This is a genomic window from Pseudoxanthomonas indica (assembly GCF_900167565.1).
GTDB lineage: Bacteria > Pseudomonadota > Gammaproteobacteria > Xanthomonadales > Xanthomonadaceae > Pseudoxanthomonas_A > Pseudoxanthomonas_A indica.
In genome coordinates this window covers 1,080,641-1,101,826 of record NZ_FUZV01000002.1, presented here as the reverse complement: position 1 = coordinate 1,101,826, position 21,186 = coordinate 1,080,641, and the positions used below count along the sequence as shown (strand labels likewise).

Genomic DNA, 21,186 nt, shown 5'->3' with positions numbered 1-21,186 from the left:
ATGGACTTACCAGGCGAAGCGCGCCGTCGCGGTCACCGTGCGCGGATAGCCGTAATAGCACCAGGCGGCGCTGTTGCAGGCGCTGATGTACTCCTTGTCACCCAGATTCTGCGCATTCACCTGCAGGCGCCAGTTGCCGAAGTCGTAATGCACCGAGGCGTCGAACAAGGTGTAGGAAGGCGTCTGCCACAGGTTGTAGGCATCACCGTAGTGGTCGCCGGTGTAGCGCACGCCCGCAGCGAAGCCCAGGCCGGCCAGCGCACCGGTGGTCAGCGTGTAATCGCCGCCCAGCGAGGCCGAATGCTTGGGCTGCAACGGCACCTGCTTGCCGAGCGCCTGCGGATCCAGCGTCTCGGTCACTTCCGAATCGAGGTAGGCATAGGCGCCATACACGCTCAGGCCCTGGCCGACATTCCAGCGCCCTTCCAGTTCGGCGCCGCGCACTTTGGTCTCGCCGACCTGGAAGGTGAACAGCGTGTTGTTGGGATCAACCACCGGATTGTTCTGCTGGGTCAACTCGTACACGGCGATGGTCGCCAGCACCTTGCCGTTGGCGGGCTGGAACTTCAGACCTGCTTCGATCTGATCACCGGTGGTGGGAACGAAGGCGCGACCCTGCGCGTCGGTACCCACGGTGGGCTGGAACGACTGCGAATAACCGATGTACGGCGCCAGGCCGTTGTCCAACAGATAGTTCACGCCGACGCGGCCGGACAACTCTTCATCGCTCTGGTGGCGACGGCCGGCGGCGTTGCGCGTGTCGGTGCCGACGAAGTCCTGGCGCGCGCCGAAGGTGACCACCCACTTGTCGATCTTGATCTGATCCTGCGCGTACAGGCCCACCAGGCGCTGGGTCTGGGTGGTGCCGTCCTGCGGACGCAGGGTCGGACGCAGGTTGGGCAGGCTGCCGTAAACCGGATTGAACACATCCAGCGTGGTGCCGCCACCAAAATCGAAGTTGGTGAAGTAGGTGTTCTCGTAACGGCGGAAATCGATGCCGGCCAACACGCTGTGGGTCAGGCGACCACTGCTGAAGTTCCACTGCAGGTTGTTGTCGATGCCGATGTTCTTTTCTTCTTCGCTGGTCGACCACAGGTAGCGATAGAGCGAACGCTGATCCGCGAGCAGGCCGAAGGCGCCCACCACCACGTTCGGATCAATCTCGCTCTGCCCCACCCGCACGTTCTGGTTGAACGCGGTGCCGCCACCAAAGTCGTGGCGGAAGTCGTAGCCGATCGACTTCATCGTCTTGACGTAGTCATTGGCGTTGGGCTCGCCGGTATACAGGTCGGCGCGGATCTTGCCGTTGGGATTGGGGCGCAGCGTGCCATCGATGGGCAGGAAGCCGGCGCCGGCCTTGGTATCGGCCTTCTGGTAGCGCGCCAGCACGGTCAGCTCGTTGGCGTCATCCGGCTTCCAGGTCAGCGCCGGTGCGAAGTAGTAGCGATCGTCATGGATGAACTCGACCGGGCTGTCGCTATTGCGTGCCAGGCCGGTGAGGCGATACAGCAGCGTGCCGCTGTCATTGAGCTTGCCGCCGAAGTCGAACGCCAGCTGGCGCAGATCGTCGCTGCCGACGGTGGCTTCGATTTCGCGCAGGGTGTCCTCGGTCGGACGCTTGCTGACGTAATTGACCATGCCGCCCGGGGGCATCGCGCCGTAGTTGACCGAGGCAGGCCCCTTCAGCACTTCGACCTGCTCCAGACCATAGGGTTCGGTGCGGGTAATGCTGGTGCCGGAGCCTTCCGACAGCGCCAGGCCGTCCAGATAGCGCGCCGGGGCAAAGCCGCGCACCAGCATCCAGTCGCTGCGGGTATCGAAACCGTAGCCGCCCCCCTGCGCGCCGGCCGTGTACCACACCGCCTGCTCGACGCCGCTGATGCCACGGTCGCTCATCTGCCGGCTGGTGATGACCGACACCGACTGCGGAATCTCGCGAATCGGCGTATCGGTCTTGGTCGCGGTACCGGTGCTGCGCGCGATCGGCGCCAGCACCTGCACCGCGTCCAGGTTCTTGGCGTCATCGACCGGCCCTTCCGCCGCCTGCACGCTGGAGACGAAAAGCGAAGCCGCGAGGGCGGCGTGCACGGCAAGGAACAGCGGACGGGCAGCGGGGCGACGTCCGGAAGCAATCAGCGACATGGCATGGGCCTTGAGATGGAAAAGTTGACGGCGCACCCAGGGGTTTGGCCGCGGGAACCGGCCAATGCGGCCGGCTCTCAAATAAGAACGATTCCTATCTTAGACGTGCATGCCTGTTCAGGCAATGCACTTTGATGTGACGTTGCGTCGCAGGCAGCGCTGCCACGACGTCGCCTGGCAGGGCTCCCGCCAGCGCGCCGCCGGCTTGCACGGCGTCAGTCGGCCACGTCCCAAGTGACGCGGCTCAGCTCGCGCCCGTAGACCCGCGCAAGGTCAGCTTGACCGGGATGGTGCGGCTTTCCACCGGCTCGCCATCGATCAGCTGCAGCAGGCTCTGGACCAGGATCTGGCCGGCCAGCTTGGTGTCCTGCTGGACCGTGGACAGGCCGGGATTGACGAACGCCGCCAGCGGGATGTCATCGAATCCGGCGACGGCCACGTCCTCCGGGACGCGCCTGCCCTGCTCGTGCAAGGCCTTCATCGCGCCAATGGCGATCAGGTCACTGGCAGCGAAGATGGCGTTGAAACGCACTTTGCGCCGCAGTAGTTCCTGCACCGCCTCGTATCCGGATTGCTCGCTGGTCACCGCGTCCACCTGCAAAGATGGCTGCGCCGGACTGCCGGCCTGCTGCAAGGCCTGCGCGTAGCCGCGATAGCGTTCGAAGAACTCGGGATAGTGGTTCGAGGCGTGTCCGAGGAAAGCGATGTCGCAACGCCCCTGCCCAATCAGATGCGTGGTGATGTCGTGGCCGCCCTGGAAATTGTCGCAACCAATGGAGATGCCGGGCTGCCCCGGCAGCACGGCGCCCCAGCGCACGAAATGCGTGCCCTGCTGCACCAGTTGCTCCAGCCGCGACTGCGCTTCCAGGTAATCGCCATAGCCCAGCAGGATCAGGCCGTCGGCTTTGTTGCTGTCTTCATAGTCAGCCTGCCAGTTGGTCGACAGCTGTTGGAACGAGATCAGCAGGTCGTAGGACTGCATGGCGCAGGCGCGGGTGATCGAGCCCAGCATCGACAGGAAGAACGGATTGATCTGCGAGTCATCCGGGGTCGGATCTTCGAAGAACAGCAGCGCGATCGTGCCCGAATGCTGGCGCCGCAGATTGGAGGCGTTCTTGTCGACCTTGTAATTCAGCTGCGCCGCAATGGCCTGGATGCGTCGACGCGTCTCTTCGTTGACCATCGGGCTGCCACGCAACGCGCGCGATACCGTCGGCTGGGAGACGCCCGCCAGGTGGGCGATATCCAGCGAAGTGGCCTTGCCTTTGATCGGTGCTGTCACGGCAACCGTGGCGTGGAAGAAGGAAGGGCCGATCATGCCATGCGGCAAGGCGCATGGCTCTGCATTACGCTGGCGGAAGCGTTTTCAGCCCGCGGCGCCCGCGGCCTCACCCAGGCGGGCCACGCCATGCAGCTGCACGCCTTCGGCATCGCGGATGCTGACCGCGACATCCACGCCATGGCGAACGCTTTCGGTGACCGTACAGAAGTTCTCGAACTGGGCCAGGATGCGCTCCAGCGATGCGTGTGCGGCAGCGGCTTCCGCCAACTGGATGTCGACCTGGACATGCCCGATCCGCAGGCGTCCCTGCTCGTTGCGGACCAGTTCCGTGGTGGCCGTGGTGACCAGCGGCCCGGGCTGGTTCTTGAACTTGCGCAGGGCGAACAACAGGCTGGCCGACAGGCAATTGGCGATCGCCGTGGTCAACATCAGGCTGGGACTGGGGCCCAGGCCCTGCCCCAGCGGCTCGCTTTCGTCGGTCAGCAAATCCGTGATCGCCGTGCCGTCGAAGTGGACGCGGAACTGGAAATCCTGTTCCTGCTGCAAGGTGACGGTCAGGCGCGGATTCTCGGACATGGCTGCGGGCCTTCTAGGGGCTGGAATGAACGCTGGCGGTGCTGGCCGCGGTCACTCCGGCGCCACCGCAATCGGTGGTCAGCAGGCGTGAATGGCGCAGCCAGTCCTGATCCGGATAGTAGGCGAACACGAACGAGCCGCCCCGGATGGTGTCAATCAGCGGCTTGGCCACGGACTGGCGCACGGCCGGACAGCCCAGGCTGCGGCCGAGGCGTCCTTGCTGGCGGATCAGCACTTCGCTCACATAGGGCGCGCCGTGCATGACGATGGCGCGCGAACGCGCCTGGTCGTTGTACCCCGGCTCCAGACCTTCCAGGCGTAGCGAGTAACCGTTGTTGCCCACATAGGATTCCTGGGTGCGGAATGCGCCCAGGCTGGACATGAAACTGCCGTTGCGATTGGAAAACTTGCTGGCGAGGTTTTCGCCGGTATTGCGGCCATGCGCCACCCATTCTTCAAACAGCAGGCGTGACTGCGCCAGATCGAAGACCCACAGCCGCGGCTGGGTGGAAGGACGCGAGTAATCAATCACGCTCAAGGTCGGTGGCAGGCGATCACCACGGCGCAGGCTGCACGACAGCGCCTGCGTGGCCAGGCCAAGCACCTTGCGATCCAGTTTGGGCGCCGTGCGCGCCAGTCGATCGACCAGCGGCGTGTCGACCAGCGACTGAGCGCGAAGCGAGGGAATCAGGGTGGCGGTCAACGCCAGGGTGGCTGGAATCAGCAGGACGCGTACTAGAGACATGAGTCGGAACGGCAGTGACAGGGGCTGCGGGTGCCATTCCGCTGGCGGTCGCGAAGACGAGGATGGGGCCTTACGGCGCGGATTCCAAGACCGGTTCGGTCGCGCGTTCGGCTGTGGTTCCGCGAACCCCGGGCAAATCCGAAATCAATACGGTCGTGCCGGGTTGCAGTATGGCATACAGCTTGCGCGAAAACGCGTCGGGGACCCAGTAGGCGCTGCTCAATTGCGCCAGCGACGGCATCTCCACGCCTTCCTCGCCCAACACCCGATGGGCCACCCAGCGATGCTGGCGCTGGCCCTTGTCCAGGAAGCTCGGGATGTCTTCCATCTCGGTGGTCATCACCAGCAGCACGCTGCCATGCAGCGCCACGTCATTGACCTTCTGCAGCGGCGCCGAGCCAATCAGCACGCCATTGCGCAACACCGAGACACGGTTGTCGTACAGGCTCACCAGAATGCTCAATGGGCCCGTGGCAGGCGCCGCCTCGTCCCAGAACACTTCGTACTCATCGAACGTCCGGCCGTGCACCTGGCCGGTCTGGGTGACCGGGGCCAGCACCGCCGGGTGCACGACGCTGGCCGGCGCGGCCTTGGCGTTGGCCACCACCACGGTGTCGCCATGGCGGGTGATGGCGAACAGCTTTTCGGCAAACGCCTGCGGCAGACGCACGCAGCCATGCGAGGCCGGATAACCCGGCAGGCTGCCACCGTGCAGTGCGATACCGTCCCAGGTGAGCCGCTGCATGTAGGGCATCGGCGCATTGTTGTAGAGGTTGGAGCGGTGGTCCTTGTTCTTCTGCAGAATCGTGAACACGCCGGTGGGCGTGTCCTTGCCCGGCTTGCCGGAACTGATGGTGCTCACGCCAATCGCCATGCCGTTGCGGTACGCGTAGGCCCGTTGTTCGTCCAGGCTGACCACCAGCACCACCGGACCCTCGGGCGCCACCTGCGGCGCCCAGATGAACTGCCCCGGCTTCAGATCGCGGACATCGAGCGCGTTCAGGCCACTGGACACCTGCGCCTGCGCCATGACGATCCCGGCCGGAACAAGTCCGGCCGGGATCAACAGACACGCGAGCGCAGTAGCAAGGTTCATCGGCTCAGGATAACGCCAGCAGGCGCGCCCGCAAGGCCTGGTAGTCGGCCGCCAGCGGTTCAGCGTGCGCGGGCCGTCCCAGCAGGTGCGCCAGCGCCGGCGGCACCTCCACGCCGCTGCCAATCAACGGCTCGACGATGCTTTCGAACTTGGCCGGGTGCGCCGTCGCCGCCACGGCCCAGTCGCCGCCTTCGCCCTGATCGCGCAATGTCGCCAGTACATGCACGGCGGTGGCGGTATGCGGGCAGAACGTCTCGCCGTAGTCGGCATGACGCTGCGCGATGGTGGCGCGAATCGTGGCGTCGTCCACGGTGACCGCGGTGAACGCCGCTCGCAATGCCTTGTCATCGCCGCGATAGAGCCAGCGCAGGCGTTCGAAGTTGCTCGGCGCGCCCACGTCCATCGCATTGGCGATGGTGGCCACGCTGGTGCGCGGCGTGTACTCGCCGCCGGCGAAGTAATCGGGCAATACACGATTGGCATTGGTGGCCAGCACGATGCGGCCAATCGGCGCACCCAGCTCGCGCGCCAGAATCGCCGCCATGGCATTGCCCAGGTTGCCGGTGGGAATGACGAAGTTCAGCACCCTGCCCGTCTGCGCATGATGTTGGCCGGCGGCATGCACGTAGTAGGTCATCTGGGGCAGCAGCCGACCCAGGCTGATGCTGTTGGCCGAACTCATCGGCACCTGCTGTTGCAGCGCTTCGTCGTTGAGCGCCTGTTTGACCATGGCCTGGCAGTCGTCAAAGGTGCCGGCCACGCGCAGGGCGGTGATGTTGTCGCCGAAGCATCCCAACTGGTGCGCCTGTCGCGGCGAAACGCGGCCATCCGGATACAGCACCACCACACGCAATCCCGGCTGTTTGTGGAAGGCAGCGGCCACGGCCGCGCCGGTGTCGCCGGAGGTGGCCACCAGGATCGTCAGCGGGGTGTCGCTGTCGCGACGCAGGCGCGCCAGGCAGGCCGCGAGGAAGCGTGCGCCCACATCCTTGAATGCCGCGGTGGGGCCATGGAAGAGTTCGAGCACGTAATCGCCGGCCGTCGCCAACGGCAGCAGCGGCACATCGAAGTCGAATGCCTCGCGGCAAATGGCCGGCAGCTCGTTGCCCAATGGATCGCCGGCAAAGAAAGGCTGCAAGGCGGCGCTGGCGGAACCGGCCAGGTCAGCGCCTGCCGCAAGTGTTTGCGCTGCGGGCAGGGTTTCCGGCACGTACAGGCCGCCATCAGGCGCCAAGCCCGCCGCGATGGCCTGGCTCAGGGAAGCGGCCGGAGCCGCGTGTCGGGTGGAGATGAAGTTCATCTGGAAAGTTCGACTCAAGAAGTGAGAGAAAGCGGAATCGGCGCCGTTGCCGCCAACATTGGCGAACGGCGCTATCGCGCTACAACAAGCGCGCCGGGGCCGCGGCAATCGGCGATACCCAGGCCTGGCTTTCAAAGCCCGCGTCGATAAAGGCGGCCTGGATGGCGGGTGCCGCCAGCGCCGCCTGCTCGCGCGATTCGAACCACGCGAACACACTCGGCCCTGCGCCGGAGATGCTGGCGCCCATCGCGCCGGCTTCCATTGCCGCTCGCTTGGCCTCGGCAAAGCCGACGATCAACGGCGCCCGCCGCGGCTCCACCAGCACGTCACGCAAGCCCGCACGCACCAACTCCGCATCACCGGCATGGCAGCCGGCCAACACCAAGGCCAGGTTGGCGCTCTGTGCCACGAAATCAGACAGCGCGTAATCACCGGCCAGGGCGGCGCGCGCGCGGCGTGTCTCCAGGATCGCCTCGGGATGCACCAAAACGCTATGCCAGGCAGCCGGCACCGGAATCGGCACCAGCCGGTCCGCGGTGGAGAGCACCAGCCCGCCCAACAACATCGGCCCGAGGTTGTCGCCGTGCTTGCCGCCACTGGCCACCGCCTCGCCCACCAGCGCATGCGGATACAGTTCCGCCGGCGTCAGTGGCTGCGGCAGCAGCGCATTGGCCGCGACCAGTGCCGCCACGCATGACGCCGCCGAGCCGCCCATGCCGGAACCCAGGGCAATGCCTTTCTCGATTTCGATCTCGAAACCAATCGGCGCCTGCAACGCCTCACGCAATGACAGCAGTGCGGCACCGGCCGTGTTGCCGGGCGCATCCAAGGGCAAGTCGACGGTGGTGCCGCGGATGGCGGCGATGCGTACCTCCGGCGTGTCGATGCGGCGCACCGTCACCGTATCGCCGACGCCTTCGATGACGTGGCCCAGGATGTCGAAACCGACTCCGACGTTGCCGACCGAGGCCGGCGAAAACGCGCGTGCTTCCACCCTGCCTGCCTCCGTCACAACTTGGCTCCCTGGCCAGCGGCCACCCGCAACAGGTCGGCGAACACACCGGCCGCGGTCACTTCCGGGCCCGCGCCCGGACCCTGCACGATCAAAGGATTGTCGCAGTAGCGACGGGTGCGGAACTGCACGATGTTGTCGGTCAGACGCAGGTTGGCGAAGGCATGCGCTTCCGGCAACGCCACCAGGCCCACGCTGGCGCGGCCTTCGCCGTCCAGGCGCGCCACGTAACGCAGCACCTGGCCGGCGGCGCGCGCACTCGACAGTCGTTCGGCAAAGCCGGCGTCGACTTCCTCCAGCCGGCCGAGGAAATCCTCCACGCTGGCGCCACGCAGGGACTCGGGCACTAGGCTTTCCACCTGCACGTCCTCCAGGGCCAGGGTGCGTCCGGCTTCACGCGCCAGGATCACCAGTTTGCGCGCAACGTCCGTGCCGGAAAGATCGTCGCGCGGATCCGGTTCGGTGTAGCCCAGGCCACGCGCTTCGGTGACCAGTTGCGAAAACGGCACGCTGCCGTCGTAGCGGTTGAACAGCCAGGCCAGCGTGCCGGACAGGATGCCTTCCACCGACACCACCGCATCGCCGGTATCCAGCAGATCCCGCAGCGTCGAAATGACCGGCAGTCCCGCGCCCACCGTGGCTTCATAGCGGAAGCGTGCGCCGCTGCCGGATGCCGCGTCGTGGATGTCGCGATAGCGATCCCAGCCACCCGCGCCGGCCTGCTTGTTCGGCGTCACCACGTGGATGCCTGCCGCCAGCCAGCCCGCGTAGCGATCGGCCACCTCGGCGCTGGCGCTGCAGTCGACGATCACCGCGTGCGGCAAATGTGCCGACAACAGGTGTGCGGTGAACGCATCCAAATCGGCGGCCTGGCCGTTCTGTGCGAAGCGCTCCCGCCAGTCATCGCCGATGCCGCGCTCATCCAGCAACATGCTGCGGCTGGACGCGATCGCGCGCAGGCGCAGATCCAGGTTGGCCTTGCCCAACAGCTGCGGCTGCGCCGCGCGCAGTTGGTCAATCAGCGTGGCGCCGACATTGCCCGGTCCAATCACGCCAACCGAAAAGGTCTGCGGCGACAGCCAGAAGCCGGCATGCGCCGCGCGCAGCGCCTTGGTGGCGTCGGCGCCGCCGATGGCCACCGAAATGTTGCGTTCGGAAGAACCCTGCGCAATCGCCAGGATGTTGACCTGCGCCCGGCCCAATGATTCGAACAGGCGCGCCGCCACGCCCGGTTGGCCGGCCATGCCATCGCCGACGGCGGCCAGCACGCTGACGCCATCGGTGCGTTGCACGCGCTGCACCTGGCCAATCGTCAACTCATGCGCAAAGGCATTGAGCAGGGCGGCTTGAGCGCGTTGGGCTTCGGCACTCTTGACCACGCAGCAGATCGAATGCTCCGACGAGCCCTGCGAGATCATCACCACCGACACGCGCGCATCGCGCAGCGCGGCGAACACGCGCTCGGCCGTGCCGGGCACGCCAATCAGACCGGTTCCTTCCAGATTGATGATGGCCAGATCCGGGCTCAGGGTCAGGCCCTTGACCGGTCCGCTGCCGTCACGCTCGGCAGTGATGCGGGTACCCGGATGTTCGGGATGGAAGGTGTTGCGGATGATGATCGGCAGTCCACGCTCGATCGCCGGCGACATGGTCTGCGGGTGCACCACCTTGGCGCCGAAGTACGCCAGCTCGCAGGCTTCGTCATAGCTCAATGCGCTCAGCTGCACCGCTTCGGGCACCACCCGCGGGTCGGCGGACAGCACGCCATCGACATCGGTCCAGATATGCAGTTCGTCGGCATTGAACAGCGCGGCGAAAATGGCGCCGCTGTAGTCGCTGCCGTTGCGTCCCAAGGTGGTGATGCGACCGCTGCGATCACGGGCGACGAAGCCGGTGACCACCACGCGCTGTTGCTGATGGGCCTTGCGCCAGTCGGCCAGGCGCTGCGCGCTCTGCAGCCAGTCCACGTCCACGCCCAGATCACCGCGATCCACGATGAGGATGTCGCGTGCATCCAGCACCGCACAGTCTTCGCCGCAGGCGCTCAGGTAGTCGCCCAGCAGGCGCGCGGAGAACACTTCGCCCATGCCCTGCACCCGGTCCAGCACTTCTTTCGGCAACTCGCCGATGACCGCCAGCGCCGCCAGCACTTCGGCCAGCTGCTCAAAGCGCTGATCCATCCACTCCAGGGTCGGGCCGGCGTTCTCCGACAACAAGGCCACGGCCGCGCCGCGATGACGTGCGCGCAGGTCATGCCAACGCTCGCGCCATTCGGCCAGGTTGCCGGAAGCCATCTCGGCCAGCTGGATCAAGCCGTCGGTCACGCCCTTCATGGCCGAGACCACGGTGATCTGCTCGCTCTCTTCGCGCGCCAGCAGCAACTGGGCGACATGGCGATAGCGTTCGGCGTCGGCTACCGAGGTACCACCGAACTTGTGGACGATGGTACGCGACAGTGCTGCGGGGGACTGCGCGGGTGGAACGGCGGCATTGCTGGACATCGACGGAGCCTCGTTGAGACCCGTTACGCGCATCAGGACTTTGGGTTCCCCCGCATCCTGATTCGGGTGCGGGGCCGTGGTTTGCGAATTACGCGAACACAACCAGCCGCACCCTGCTAATGGGGGTGGTAATGGTGGTCGTGATAGTGGTTGCGGGAGAGCGCATCACCGTAGAGGACACGATGACTCGGTGGGCTGTCAAGTGCTGCGCTGCGACATCACGAAAGTTGCAATGGCAACCGAGTCCGCCGGGATCGCGTTGCATGCGCGGATGCAGGAAAAAATGGCGGCCCCGGCGCGATTCGAACGCACGACCTTCCCCTTAGGAGGGGGACGCTCTATCCAGCTGAGCTACGGGGCCAGTGTCGGCATTCTCGCATGATCATCTGCATCGCGGCTTTGCAGATCCGCCGTGTCGAGGCGGCGACGAAGCTTCGTCGAAGTGCGTGGGCGCATGCGTCGAATCCACGCCCGAGCCGCGCAAGCAACTGTCCGCATTGATACGTTGGCTGCCTCGCAGCACTACGCAAAAATCCAGCAATTACGGGCACTTGCGGCAACATCGAAGCAGCGGCCGGCGGCCCGCTCTGTTAATATCACCGTTCCCGCGCACGCCTTGGCGTCGCGCCTTCATCCGACTTCCTGGAGCTTCGCATGCCCACCGACATCCTCAAGGCGCTCGGCCTTGGTCAGACCAATTCCGGCACTTACCTGGGCCGCGGCGAGTGGTCGACCACCACCGATGCCGGCCTGCTGCAGTCGGTCAACCCGACCACCAACGAAGTCATCGCCGAGGTCCATGCCAGCAGCCAGGCCGACTACGAAACCATCGTCGCCCGCGCGCAGGAAGCCTTCAAGATCTGGCGCACCACCCCGGCCCCGCGCCGCGGCGAAGCCATCCGCCTGTGTGGCGATGCGCTGCGCAAGCACAAGGATGCGCTGGGTTCGCTGGTCGCGCTGGAAATGGGCAAGAGCAAGCCCGAAGGCGACGGTGAAGTGCAGGAGATGATCGACATCGCCGACTTCGCGGTCGGCCAGAGCCGCATGCTGTATGGCTACACCATGCACTCGGAGCGTCCGGGCCACCGCATGTATGAGCAGTACCAGCCGCTGGGCCTGGTCGGCATCATCAGCGCGTTCAATTTCCCGGTCGCGGTGTGGGCGTGGAATTCGTTCCTGGCCGGCATCTGCGGCGACATCTGCATCTGGAAGCCGTCCAACAAGACGCCGCTGACCGCGATCGCCTCGATGAAGATCTGCAACGAAGCGCTGAAGGCGGGTGGCTTCCCGGATATCTTCTTCCTGATCAACGACGCCGGCGTCGAGCTGGCCCAGCATTTCGTGGATGACAAGCGCATCCCGCTGATCAGCTTCACCGGTTCGACCCAGGTCGGCCGCACGGTCGGCGAGCGCGTGGCGCGCCGCATGGGCCGCAGCCTGCTGGAGCTGGGCGGCAACAACGCGATCATCCTGGATGAAAGCGCCGACCTGAAGCTGGCCGTGCCGGGCATCGTGTTCGGTGCGGTCGGCACCGCCGGCCAGCGCTGCACCACCACCCGCCGGCTGCTGGTGCACGAATCGATCTACGACAACGTGCTCGCCACGCTGGTCAAGGCCTACAAGCAGGTGGAAGGCAAGATTGGCGATCCCACCGACCCGGCCAACCTGATGGGCCCGCTCAACAGCCAGGGCGCGGTGCAGCAGTTCCTGGCCTCGATCGAAAAGGCCAAGGCCAGCGGCGGCACCGTGGAAACCGGCGGCACCGCGATCGATCGCGCTGGCAACTTCGTCCTGCCGGCGATTGTCACCGGCCTGAAGAATTCCGATGAAGTGGTGCAGCACGAGACCTTCGCGCCGATCCTGTACGTGATGAAGTTCAAGACCCTGGAAGAAGCCATCGACATGCAGAACGGCGTGCCGCAGGGCCTGTCCTCGTCGATCTTCACCCAGAACCTCAAGTCAGCCGAGTTGTTCCTGTCGGCGGCCGGTTCGGACTGCGGCATCGCCAACGTCAACATCGGCACCAGCGGTGCGGAAATCGGCGGCGCGTTCGGCGGCGAGAAGGAAACCGGCGGCGGTCGCGAGTCCGGCTCGGATGCCTGGAAGGTTTACATGCGCCGCCAGACCAATACCATCAACTACTCCGACGCGTTGCCGCTGGCCCAGGGCATCAAGTTCGACTTCTGATCCCCACCCTGCCCCACTAGGAGTTCCGCCGCATGAGCACTGTTCGCCAGACCAGCACCCTCGCCATCGTCAGTCTGGTCAGCGGCATCCTGGGCTGGACCCTGCTGCCACTGCTGGGCACGATTGCGGCGATCATCAGCGGGCACATGGCACGCGGCGAAATCCGCCGCATGCCGGATCGGCTGGAGGGGGATGGCCTGGCCGTGGCCGGGCTGATCCTGGGTTGGGTCGCGGTGGCGTTCTGGGTGCTCGGCCTGATCGTGCTGTTCGCCTTCTTCGGTGGCCTGTTCTGGTTGGGCAGCCAGTAACCGGCGCGCGGTCATGGAGGCCGACCCGACCCAACGCTTCAGTCCCCGCGTAGAGGATTACCTGCGTTACCGGCCGGGTTACCCCGACGCCCTGGTCGATTGGCTGCAGGTCAGCCAGGGCGTGGAGGCCCGGGCCACAGTGGCCGACATCGGCGCCGGTACCGGCTTGTCGACCCGGCTGTTCCTGGACCATGGCCATCCGGTCATCGCGGTCGAACCCAACGACGAGATGCGCCAGGCCCTGAGCCGGGATTTGGCGGCCCGGCCCGGCTTGCAGGTGGCCGCGGGCCGCGGCGAGGCCACCGGGCTGGCCGATGCCAACATTGACCTGATTTCCTGCGCCACCGCCTTCCATTGGCTGGAACCGGGACCGACCCGGGTGGAATGGGCGCGCATCCTGCGCCCGGGCGGCCTGGCCTGCGTGTACTGGAATGCGCGCGTGCCGGCGTTGTCGGCCTTCCTGCAGGGCTACGAAGACCTGTTGCATCGCTACGGCACCGACTACAGCCAGGTGGCCGAGCGCCGCCCCGACGACCCGGCCATGCAGGCCTGGTTTGGCGCCGGCTATCGCGGCATGGCCGAATTTCCCAATCCGCACTGGTTGGATTTCGCAGGCTTGTACGGGCGCGTGCGCTCCTCCTCCTCGGCCCCGCCACCGGATCATCCGGACCACGCCAAAATGCGGGAAGCATTGCAGCGGCTCTTCGACGACAATGCGCAACAGGGCCGGGTCAGGTTTGACTATCTCACCCGCGCCTTCGTCGGCACCCTGTCCCGATGATCCCCCGCTCCCGTCGTCAACGCTGATCCATGTACAAATTTGCCCGTCCCCTCCTGTTTGGCTTCGATGCCGAGACCGCGCACGGCCTGGGCCTGCGCGCGCTCGAACTGGCCTACCGCAGCGGCAGCCTGCCGATGCTCGGTCGGCCGGTGGCGCCCATGCCGACCAAGGTCTGGGGCCTGACCTTTCCCAATCCGGTGGGCCTGGCCGCCGGCATGGACAAGAACGGCGCGCACATCGAGGCGCTGTTCGCGATGGGCTTCGGCTTTGTCGAAGTCGGCACGGTCACGCCGCGCCCGCAGGCCGGCAACCCCAAGCCGCGGATGTTCCGCCTGCCGCAACACCAGGCGGTGATCAACCGGCTCGGCTTCAACAACGAAGGGGTGGACGCGCTGGTGCGCAACGTCGAGCGCGTGCAGAAGCGGGCCGGCATCCTGGGCATCAACATCGGCAAGAACAAGGACACCTCCAACGAGCGTGCCGCATCCGATTACCTGTTCTGCCTGGAGCGGGTCTACCCGCTGGCGGACTACATCACCGTCAACATTTCCTCGCCCAACACCGCAGGCTTGCGCGAGCTGCAGGAAGAACAGGCCCTGCGGCAACTGATTGGCACGCTGCGTGAGGCCCAGGAAGATCTGGCCGCCCAACACGGCAGGCGCGTGCCGATGCTGGTCAAGGTGGCACCGGATCTCTCTGATGAAGACATCGACGCGGTCGCCCGTGTGCTGGGCGATCTGTCGGTCGATGGCGTGGTCGCTACCAACACCACGGTCTCGCGGATCAGCGTGCAGGATCATCGTCTGGCGCGGGAAACCGGTGGCCTGTCCGGCGCGCCCTTGATGGGTCAATCCACCTTGGTGCTGCGTCGACTGCGCACGCGCCTGCCGGACACGATTCCGTTGATTGGCGTGGGTGGCATCCTCTCCGGCGCCGACGCCGTGGCCAAGATGGCCGCGGGTGCATCGCTGGTGCAGTGCTACAGCGGCCTGGTCTACCGCGGGCCGGAACTGATCGGTGAATGCGTGGATGCCATCCGCCGCCGCCGCGAAGCGCCCAGCCGCGGAGCGGTGGCGCCCGAATGACCCGACCCTATCGCCTGCTCGGGCATGCCTCCCTGCGCACACGCAACACCTTTGGCGTGGAAGCCCACGCCCACTGGCTGGCGGAAGTGCACGACAGCCATTACCTGCCCGAGGTCCTGGCGCTGCCGGAGATGGCTTCCGGTCCGTTGATGGTGCTGGGCGGCGGCAGCAACCTGTTGTTCGCCGGCGATGCCGAAGGCCCGGTGCTGTCTTTCGTATCCCGCCAGCAACTGATCCTGGAACAGGACGCCGACCACGCGCGCATCCGTGTCGACGCCGGTACACCCTGGCATGCATTGGTGATGTGGTCGCTGGAGCGTGGTCTGTGCGGGCTGGAAAACCTGGCGCTGATCCCCGGCACCACTGGCGCCGCCCCCATCCAGAACATTGGCGCCTATGGCGTGGAAGTGGGCGAATTCGTCCATGCCGTCGAGGCCTGGGATCGGCGCGGCCAGCAGTGGCGTCGGCTGTCGCGCGAGGACTGTGCGTTCGGCTATCGCGACAGCGTGTTCAAGCACGAGCCCGACCGCTACGTGGTCACGGCGGTGGAGATGGATCTGCTGCGCCAGCCGGCCCTGCGTCTGGACTATGCCGGCATCGGCGAGGAATTGCAGGCGATGAACGTGGACAGGCCCACTGCGCTGGACGTGGCCAGCGCGGTCATCCATATCCGCCAGCGCAAGCTGCCTGACCCGGTGGTGGTCGGCAATGCCGGTAGTTTCTTCAAGAATCCCATCCTTCCGCTGGCGCAGGTCGAAGCGCTGCAGGCCGCGCATCCCGGCCTGCCCGCGTTCCGCGGCGACAGTGCGCAGACGCGCAAGATTTCCGCGGCCTGGCTGATCGAGACCTGCGGCTGGAAAGGCCATCGCGATGGCGATACCGGCGTGTCGGCCGCGCATGCATTGGTGCTGGTCAACCATGGCCAGGCCACCGGCCCGCAGTTGCTGGCGTTGGCGCGACGCATCGCCGAATCCGTGCAGGCGCGCTTTGGCGTGGCGATTGAGCCCGAGCCGCGCATCATCGGAGCGCGCTGGTAGACCGATGAAACGGCAGGGCGCCCACTGATGCCAGCCATCCCCGTCCATTTCCGCGCCGCCGCGCTGATGCTGGCCAGCACGATGTTCTTCGCGCTGATGGTGGTGGCGATCCGGCTGGCCTCGGCGGACCTGCACACGTTCGAGATTGCCTTCTTCCGCAACTTCTTCGGCCTGATCGCCACCCTGCCCCAGCTGATCAAGCATGGCCCGGGCATCCTGCGCACCCAGTACTTTCCGCGTTACCTGTTCCGCTGCCTGATTGGCATCGTCTCCATGCTGTGCGGGTTCTGGGCCATTGGCCATCTGCCGCTCGCGCAGGCGGTGTCGCTGTCCTATTCCACCCCGTTGTTCGTCACCCTGGCCGCGGCGGCCATGCTCAACGAGAAGGTCCGCGCGCGTCGCTGGACCGCGGTGGTGCTGGGCTTCATCGGCGTGTTGATCATCGTGCGTCCGGGCAGTTCCGAGTTCAGCATCGATGCCTTGATTGCCGTGCTGGCGGCGGTGATGAGCGCGCTGGTGGCGATCCAGATCAAGCAGCTGTCGGCGGTGGAACCCGCCGATCGCATCGTCATCTACACCACCCTGCTGTGGGTGCCGATGTCGTTGTTGCCCGCGCTCAGTGTCTGGCAATGGCCGCAAGGCATCACCTGGCTGTGGGTAATCGCCGCCGGTTTCATGGGGACTGGCGGACACATGCTGTGGACGCGGGCGCTCAAGCTGGGTGAGGTGTCGGCGCTCACACCGATCAGCTTCATGCAGTTGCCGGTGGTGGCGGTCTTCGGCTGGTGGTTGTTCAGCGAAAAACTGGATGTGTGGACCCTGGTGGGCGCCGGCATCATCTTCACCGCCAACGCTTACATCGCCCACCGCGAAGCCGTCCTGTCGCGCAAGGCGGCCTCCGGAGCGGTCACCTCGGCCGCCAAACCCGGCGAGTAAGCCCGGCAGGCGAGCGCCGGCACAATCCGTGGGATCAGGGCCGGGCAGAATGTTAGTTGTTCTGCATTCGACCGGCGGTCACGCAGCCGTGGCTTTGCGCGATGACGGCAAAACCGCACCTCCCCGCGCTCAATAGAATCTGCGCCTTCCCAATCGTTGATGGCGTCGGAGTTCGTTCCGTCGTTCCTGCCCGCATGCGTTTTACCGCCACCTTGGCCCACTTCGCCCAGCGCTTGCTGGGCTATCCCCTGATTGGCATCGGCCTGTTGATTATCGCCATCGCGGCCTGGCACTCGATGGCACCGCAGGAGTTGGTGATTGCATCTGGACCGGAGGGTGGCTATTTCCACACCACCGCCCTTCGCTACCGTGCGCTGTTGGCCGAACGCGGAATCAAGGCGCGCGTGCTGCCGGAAGAGAACACACTGCTGGGCCTGGTGGAAGTGAACAAGCTCGACTCCCACGTGGATATGGCCTTTGTCGCCCAGCGCGCAGACGCACACACCTATCCCAACGTACGCTCGCTCGGCGTCATCACCGACGAGCCATTGTTCGTGTTTCGCCGCACGCAGACGCCCCGTTTCAGTCGCTTGGCCGACATCAAGGGCATGCGCATTGCGCTCGGCCCGCGCGACAGCGGCTCCTACCAGTTGGCCACAGAAGTGCTGCGCGCCTATGGCGTGACCGAAGACAACGCTGTCTTCCACACCCGCGGGTTGGGTGAGTCAGTGGAGGCGCTGCGCAAGGGCGAGGTGGACGTTGCCTTCATCCTGCAGCCGCTGGAGCAGCCCATCGTGGCAGAACTGGCCACGACGCCCGGCCTGGAGTTGGTGGACGTCATCGACGCCCGCGCCACCTCTCGCGTGCTGGGTGCCGGCCGCAACATGGGCGTTGTGCGGATACCGCAAGGTATCTTCGACTTGCGCCGCAATTTGCCTGCCACCGATCTGACCTTGCCCACTGAAGCCGTGTCCGTCGTGGTCAAAGCGAATATGGATCCGGGCGTTCTTCATCACCTCCTGGAGGTGATGCAGCAAGTCCATGGCGTGTCCAACCTGGATCGCGAGGCGGGAAGCTACCCACGCTCGGTCGGTGGCCAGTTGCCGCTGCATCCGATTGCCGAGTCCTTTCATCGCGCGGGCCTACCCTTCCTGTATCGCCACCTGCCATTTGCGGCCGCCAATGGAATCTTCCAGCTGTTCCTGCTGGTGCTGCCGCTGACCATCCTCGGCCCTGTGCTGAGTTTCCTCGGCGTGCCTTCGCCACTGTGGTTCTACAAGGAAACCAAGTACCGCCTTTGGCTGGTCGAGTTGCGTACGATGCTCCGGATGCACGCGCTCCACGGCATGCTGACCGGGCGCCAGCAGCGCCGGCTGACTGCCTTGCGGCAACTGCTGGATCAGCAGGCATTGGGCCTGGAACGCTGTCGGCAAGCAGCCAAACTGCTCCCGCCCTGAGCCATGGCTTCAATGGGTGATGCGGCCTTCGCGGCGCATCGCCGTCGCCAGCGCCGCCAACGGCTCGCTCAGTAGGGCGGGGTCGGATTTCAGCAGCGGCTGCAGATAACGATCATCCACGGCGCGCGCTTGCGCCGTTTGGTTCAGTGACTCGTAGGCATCCACCAGGTTCCAGGCGGCGTGCACGGTCTCCGGATGCTGGTCGCCCAACAGGTGTTGGCGTACGTCCAGCAGTTCGCGGTACGCCGCGATGGCGCGCGCCTGCTGGCCCACTTCCATGTTGGCGTCTGCGCGAATCAACAACGCGCGCTGCCATTGCGGATGCTTGACCCCCATCACCTCGCGACCCAGTGGAATCGCCTTGTCCAGCAAGTCCAGGCTGGCCTGGGGCTGATCATCGTGCAGCAAGGTGCCGGCATGATTGATGACCACCGACAAGGTATCCGGATGACTGGCGCCCAGCAGGCGCGTGCGCGCTTCCAGCACCTGCTGTTCCAACGGTAATGCCGCCTTGAAGTCTTCCAGCCGCGCGTAGGTGGTGGCCAGGTTGAGTCGAGTGCGCAGGGTCAGCGGATGTTCGGCGCCCAACACGCGTTCGCGGGCGGCAAGCACGGCGGTCATGAGCGGCAGCGCTTCTTCCGCCTGCCCGGAATCGGACAACATGCTGCCGAGCGTGCTGCGCGCATGCAGGGTGATGGGATGCTCGGCGCCCAGGCGGCGAGTCTGGATGGCCACCAGTTCGCGTTGCAGGGCGACCGCACCCTCCTTCTCGCCGCTCAACATGCGCATCACTGCCAGGTTGCCCTGCGCTGCCAGGCTATCCTTGTGCTCGGCGCCCTGCACGGCCACCCGCAACGGCACCAGTTTTTCCATGTTGGCGCGCGCCTGTGCGAGGTCGCCGACCGCGCGCTGCTGGTTGGCCAGCGCATTGAGCACATCCATGCTGGCGAGATCGCGTTCGCCATGCACGGCGACCAGCGCATCGTGCAATGCCTGCAATTGCCGGCGCGCGCGCTCACGCTCGCCGCGCGCCGAGAGCACGTCGGCCTGCGCCAGCGCAAAACCGACGCGGGTGGCATCGTTCAAAGGCAGGCGTTCGGCCAGCGGCCGCGCGCGCGTGATGATCACCGCGCCGGCATCGACATGGCCGGCACTGAGCAGGGCATCGGCCTGGCCGCGACGCGCCGCCAGCGTGCGCGGGTCGGCTTCGCCGAACGCGGTGGTGCGGAACTCGGCAACCCGCGCAAAGCCGGCCGCCGCCTCGTTGGGCATGCCCAGAGCGCTGTGCACGCGCGCGATGGATTCGCGCAGGTCCGCGGCCAGCGCCGGCTGGTCGGCAAAGTCGCGGGTAATCGCCGCGTCGGCATGCACCAGCAGGTTGCGATCAATCATCCGCCGCGCCACATCGGCGCTGCTGGCCTGCGCCAGGATGCGATCCAGGGCGGCACGCTCTTCCACTGATCGCTGCAGCCACTGATCACGCAAGGCGGTCGACAACCCGGCGCCCATGGCCTCGATGTCGATGTCCTGCAGCATGGCTTGCTGGAAACCGGCGACGCGCTCCAGTTCGCGGCTGCGCAATTCCGCCAATGCGCGTTGCTCGCGCGCCTGCATCAGGCCGTACACGGACAGGCCCAAGCCGGCCACCAGCGCGCACAGCACGACCGACGCCGCCAGCATGGCAGTCCGATGACGGCCGATGAACTTGCCGGCGCGGTAGCGCCGGCTGGAAGGCACGGCCAGCAGCGGCTCACCCTGCAGGAAGCGGCGCACGTCGGCAGCCAGTTCGCCGACCGAAGCGTAGCGATCCTCGCGCTCATGGCGCATGGCCTTGGCCACCACCCAATCCAGTTCAGCGCGCAGCGCGCGGCGCAGCGGCGCGCGCGCCATGCCGGCCAGTCGCGGGTTGTCCGGCGGCAGCGTCTCCAGGGTCTGCGAGGCCAGCTCAGTCATGCCGTCGCTGTCGGCGCCGGGCCGCGCACCTGCGAGCAACTCGTGCAGCAGTACGCCCAGCGCGTAGACATCGCTGCGGGTATCGATGGCAGCCAGGTCACCCGCCGCCTGTTCCGGACTCATGTAGACCGGCGTGCCGGCGCGCTCCTGCGGCCCATCGAACGAGCGCGAAGCGACCATGGCGATGCCGAAGTCGATGATCTTGGGCATGGGGCGGCCATCGACGCGATCCACCAGCAGGTTCCCCGGCTTCAGATCACGGTGGATGACACCTTTGTGATGCGCGTGCTGCACGCCTTCGCAGATACGCAGGAACAGCGCCAGACGCTCGCGCAGCGACAACGCCTGCTCGGCGCAGAAACGGGTGACCGTGACACCTTCGCTGAATTCCATGGCGAAGTACGGCACGCCATCGGCGGTGGTGCCGGCGTCGTAGATCTGGGCGATGGCGGGGTGGCGCATCTGTGCCAGCAATTGCCGCTCGATCTCGAAATAAGCCAGATGGCGCGCGTCCAGCCGGCGACCACGCAACAGCTTGAGCGCCACTGTGCGCCGCACCGGCTCCAGTTGTTCGGCCCGGTAGACCTCACCCATGCCACCCTGCCCCAGCAACGCATCCAGCCGATAGGCGCCCAGCCGCATGCCCGGCGCGAAGCCGGACGCGCCTTCCGGCGCGGCATCGGACAACTGGGTCACCAGAAGCTCGGTGGCTTCCGGATCTTCCGCCGGCGGCGGCGCTGCAGACATGGTCAATCCCCCTGGAGGCCTGCATGGTACCCAGATGCGGC

Annotated in this window: 16 protein-coding genes and 1 tRNA gene; 7 read left to right on the top strand and 10 right to left on the bottom strand. The window is 66.1% G+C overall.

The window, feature by feature from the left end:
* Positions 1–6 precede the first annotated feature (6 nt).
* The 9 genes from B5X78_RS15720 to B5X78_RS15680 all read right to left on the bottom strand — a co-directional run bounded on the left by B5X78_RS15720 (position 7) and on the right by B5X78_RS15680 (position 11,015).
* On the bottom strand, positions 7–2,142 hold the full coding sequence (locus B5X78_RS15720; RefSeq protein WP_079725534.1) for a TonB-dependent siderophore receptor: 2,136 nt from the start codon (positions 2,140–2,142) through the stop codon (positions 7–9).
* Between the two features lie 244 nt (positions 2,143–2,386).
* A complete protein-coding gene (locus B5X78_RS15715; RefSeq protein WP_079725533.1) occupies positions 2,387–3,460 on the bottom strand; it encodes a LacI family DNA-binding transcriptional regulator in 1,074 nt (357 codons plus the stop codon).
* A 48-nt stretch (positions 3,461–3,508) separates the two neighbouring features.
* Entirely contained in the window at positions 3,509–4,000 is a 492-nt protein-coding gene (locus B5X78_RS15710; protein ID WP_079725532.1) for an OsmC family protein, read from the bottom strand.
* A 13-nt stretch (positions 4,001–4,013) separates the two neighbouring features.
* Positions 4,014–4,745, bottom strand: coding sequence for a murein L,D-transpeptidase catalytic domain family protein (locus tag B5X78_RS15705; RefSeq protein WP_079725531.1), 732 nt, complete (start codon positions 4,743–4,745; stop codon positions 4,014–4,016).
* Between the two features lie 70 nt (positions 4,746–4,815).
* Positions 4,816–5,841, bottom strand: coding sequence for a L,D-transpeptidase (locus tag B5X78_RS15700; protein ID WP_079725529.1), 1,026 nt, complete (start codon positions 5,839–5,841; stop codon positions 4,816–4,818).
* A 4-nt stretch (positions 5,842–5,845) separates the two neighbouring features.
* Positions 5,846–7,141, bottom strand: a complete 1,296-nt coding sequence (gene thrC / locus B5X78_RS15695; protein WP_079725527.1) for a threonine synthase — start codon at positions 7,139–7,141, stop codon at positions 5,846–5,848.
* 79 nt (positions 7,142–7,220) lie between these two features.
* Positions 7,221–8,153, bottom strand: a complete 933-nt coding sequence (locus B5X78_RS15690; protein ID WP_079725525.1) for a homoserine kinase — start codon at positions 8,151–8,153, stop codon at positions 7,221–7,223.
* A complete protein-coding gene (gene thrA / locus B5X78_RS15685; protein WP_079725523.1) occupies positions 8,150–10,654 on the bottom strand; it encodes a bifunctional aspartate kinase/homoserine dehydrogenase I in 2,505 nt (834 codons plus the stop codon). Before thrA ends, B5X78_RS15690 begins: the two co-directional genes overlap by 4 nt.
* Positions 10,655–10,938: 284 nt before the next feature.
* Positions 10,939–11,015, bottom strand: a tRNA-Arg gene (locus tag B5X78_RS15680).
* Positions 11,016–11,308: 293 nt separating this feature from the next.
* Between B5X78_RS15680 and amaB the strand changes: the two genes are divergently transcribed.
* Genes amaB through B5X78_RS15645 form a run of 7 tightly spaced genes read left to right on the top strand, consistent with a single transcriptional unit; the run spans position 11,309 to position 18,445 of the window.
* Complete coding sequence (gene amaB, locus B5X78_RS15675) at positions 11,309–12,841, top strand: L-piperidine-6-carboxylate dehydrogenase (protein WP_079725521.1); 1,533 nt, start codon at positions 11,309–11,311, stop codon at positions 12,839–12,841.
* Between the two features lie 32 nt (positions 12,842–12,873).
* The gene (locus B5X78_RS15670; protein WP_079725520.1) at positions 12,874–13,149 is read left to right on the top strand and encodes a DUF4190 domain-containing protein; all 276 of its coding nucleotides are present in this window, start codon (positions 12,874–12,876) and stop codon (positions 13,147–13,149) included.
* A 13-nt stretch (positions 13,150–13,162) separates the two neighbouring features.
* Positions 13,163–13,930 carry a class I SAM-dependent methyltransferase gene (locus B5X78_RS15665; protein WP_079725518.1) on the top strand — a complete coding sequence of 256 codons (768 nt, stop codon included), beginning with the start codon at positions 13,163–13,165 and terminating at the stop codon, positions 13,928–13,930.
* A gap of 29 nt (positions 13,931–13,959) precedes the next feature.
* Positions 13,960–15,015, top strand: a complete 1,056-nt coding sequence (locus B5X78_RS15660; RefSeq protein ID WP_079725516.1) for a quinone-dependent dihydroorotate dehydrogenase — start codon at positions 13,960–13,962, stop codon at positions 15,013–15,015.
* Complete coding sequence (gene murB, locus B5X78_RS15655) at positions 15,012–16,052, top strand: UDP-N-acetylmuramate dehydrogenase (protein WP_079725514.1); 1,041 nt, start codon at positions 15,012–15,014, stop codon at positions 16,050–16,052. Before B5X78_RS15660 ends, murB begins: the two co-directional genes overlap by 4 nt.
* A 27-nt stretch (positions 16,053–16,079) precedes the next feature.
* On the top strand, positions 16,080–16,988 hold the full coding sequence (locus B5X78_RS15650) for a DMT family transporter (protein WP_079725512.1): 909 nt from the start codon (positions 16,080–16,082) through the stop codon (positions 16,986–16,988).
* A 56-nt stretch (positions 16,989–17,044) separates the two neighbouring features.
* The gene (locus B5X78_RS15645; RefSeq protein WP_217698682.1) at positions 17,045–18,445 is read left to right on the top strand and encodes a TAXI family TRAP transporter solute-binding subunit; all 1,401 of its coding nucleotides are present in this window, start codon (positions 17,045–17,047) and stop codon (positions 18,443–18,445) included.
* Between the two features lie 9 nt (positions 18,446–18,454).
* On the opposite strand, the gene B5X78_RS15640 is transcribed toward B5X78_RS15645, so the two are convergent.
* Complete coding sequence (locus tag B5X78_RS15640) at positions 18,455–21,145, bottom strand: serine/threonine-protein kinase (RefSeq protein WP_079725508.1); 2,691 nt, start codon at positions 21,143–21,145, stop codon at positions 18,455–18,457.
* Positions 21,146–21,186: the final 41 nt, after the last annotated feature.

Excerpts from the sequence above, each read along its gene's own strand:
- B5X78_RS15720 (WP_079725534.1), bottom strand. The coding sequence starts at position 2,142 with ATGTCGCTGATTGCTTCCGGACGTCGCCCCGCTGCCCGTCCGCTGTTC.
- B5X78_RS15715 (WP_079725533.1), bottom strand. The coding sequence starts at position 3,460 with ATGATCGGCCCTTCCTTCTTCCACGCCACGGTTGCCGTGACAGCACCG.
- B5X78_RS15710 (WP_079725532.1), bottom strand. The coding sequence starts at position 4,000 with ATGTCCGAGAATCCGCGCCTGACCGTCACCTTGCAGCAGGAACAGGAT.
- B5X78_RS15705 (WP_079725531.1), bottom strand. The coding sequence starts at position 4,745 with ATGTCTCTAGTACGCGTCCTGCTGATTCCAGCCACCCTGGCGTTGACC.
- B5X78_RS15700 (WP_079725529.1), bottom strand. The coding sequence starts at position 5,841 with ATGAACCTTGCTACTGCGCTCGCGTGTCTGTTGATCCCGGCCGGACTT.
- thrC (WP_079725527.1), bottom strand. The coding sequence starts at position 7,141 with ATGAACTTCATCTCCACCCGACACGCGGCTCCGGCCGCTTCCCTGAGC.
- thrA (WP_079725523.1), bottom strand. The coding sequence starts at position 10,654 with ATGTCCAGCAATGCCGCCGTTCCACCCGCGCAGTCCCCCGCAGCACTG.
- amaB (WP_079725521.1), top strand. The coding sequence starts at position 11,309 with ATGCCCACCGACATCCTCAAGGCGCTCGGCCTTGGTCAGACCAATTCC.
- B5X78_RS15670 (WP_079725520.1), top strand. The coding sequence starts at position 12,874 with ATGAGCACTGTTCGCCAGACCAGCACCCTCGCCATCGTCAGTCTGGTC.
- B5X78_RS15665 (WP_079725518.1), top strand. The coding sequence starts at position 13,163 with ATGGAGGCCGACCCGACCCAACGCTTCAGTCCCCGCGTAGAGGATTAC.
- B5X78_RS15660 (WP_079725516.1), top strand. The coding sequence starts at position 13,960 with ATGTACAAATTTGCCCGTCCCCTCCTGTTTGGCTTCGATGCCGAGACC.
- murB (WP_079725514.1), top strand. The coding sequence starts at position 15,012 with ATGACCCGACCCTATCGCCTGCTCGGGCATGCCTCCCTGCGCACACGC.
- B5X78_RS15650 (WP_079725512.1), top strand. The coding sequence starts at position 16,080 with ATGCCAGCCATCCCCGTCCATTTCCGCGCCGCCGCGCTGATGCTGGCC.
- B5X78_RS15640 (WP_079725508.1), bottom strand. The coding sequence starts at position 21,145 with ATGTCTGCAGCGCCGCCGCCGGCGGAAGATCCGGAAGCCACCGAGCTT.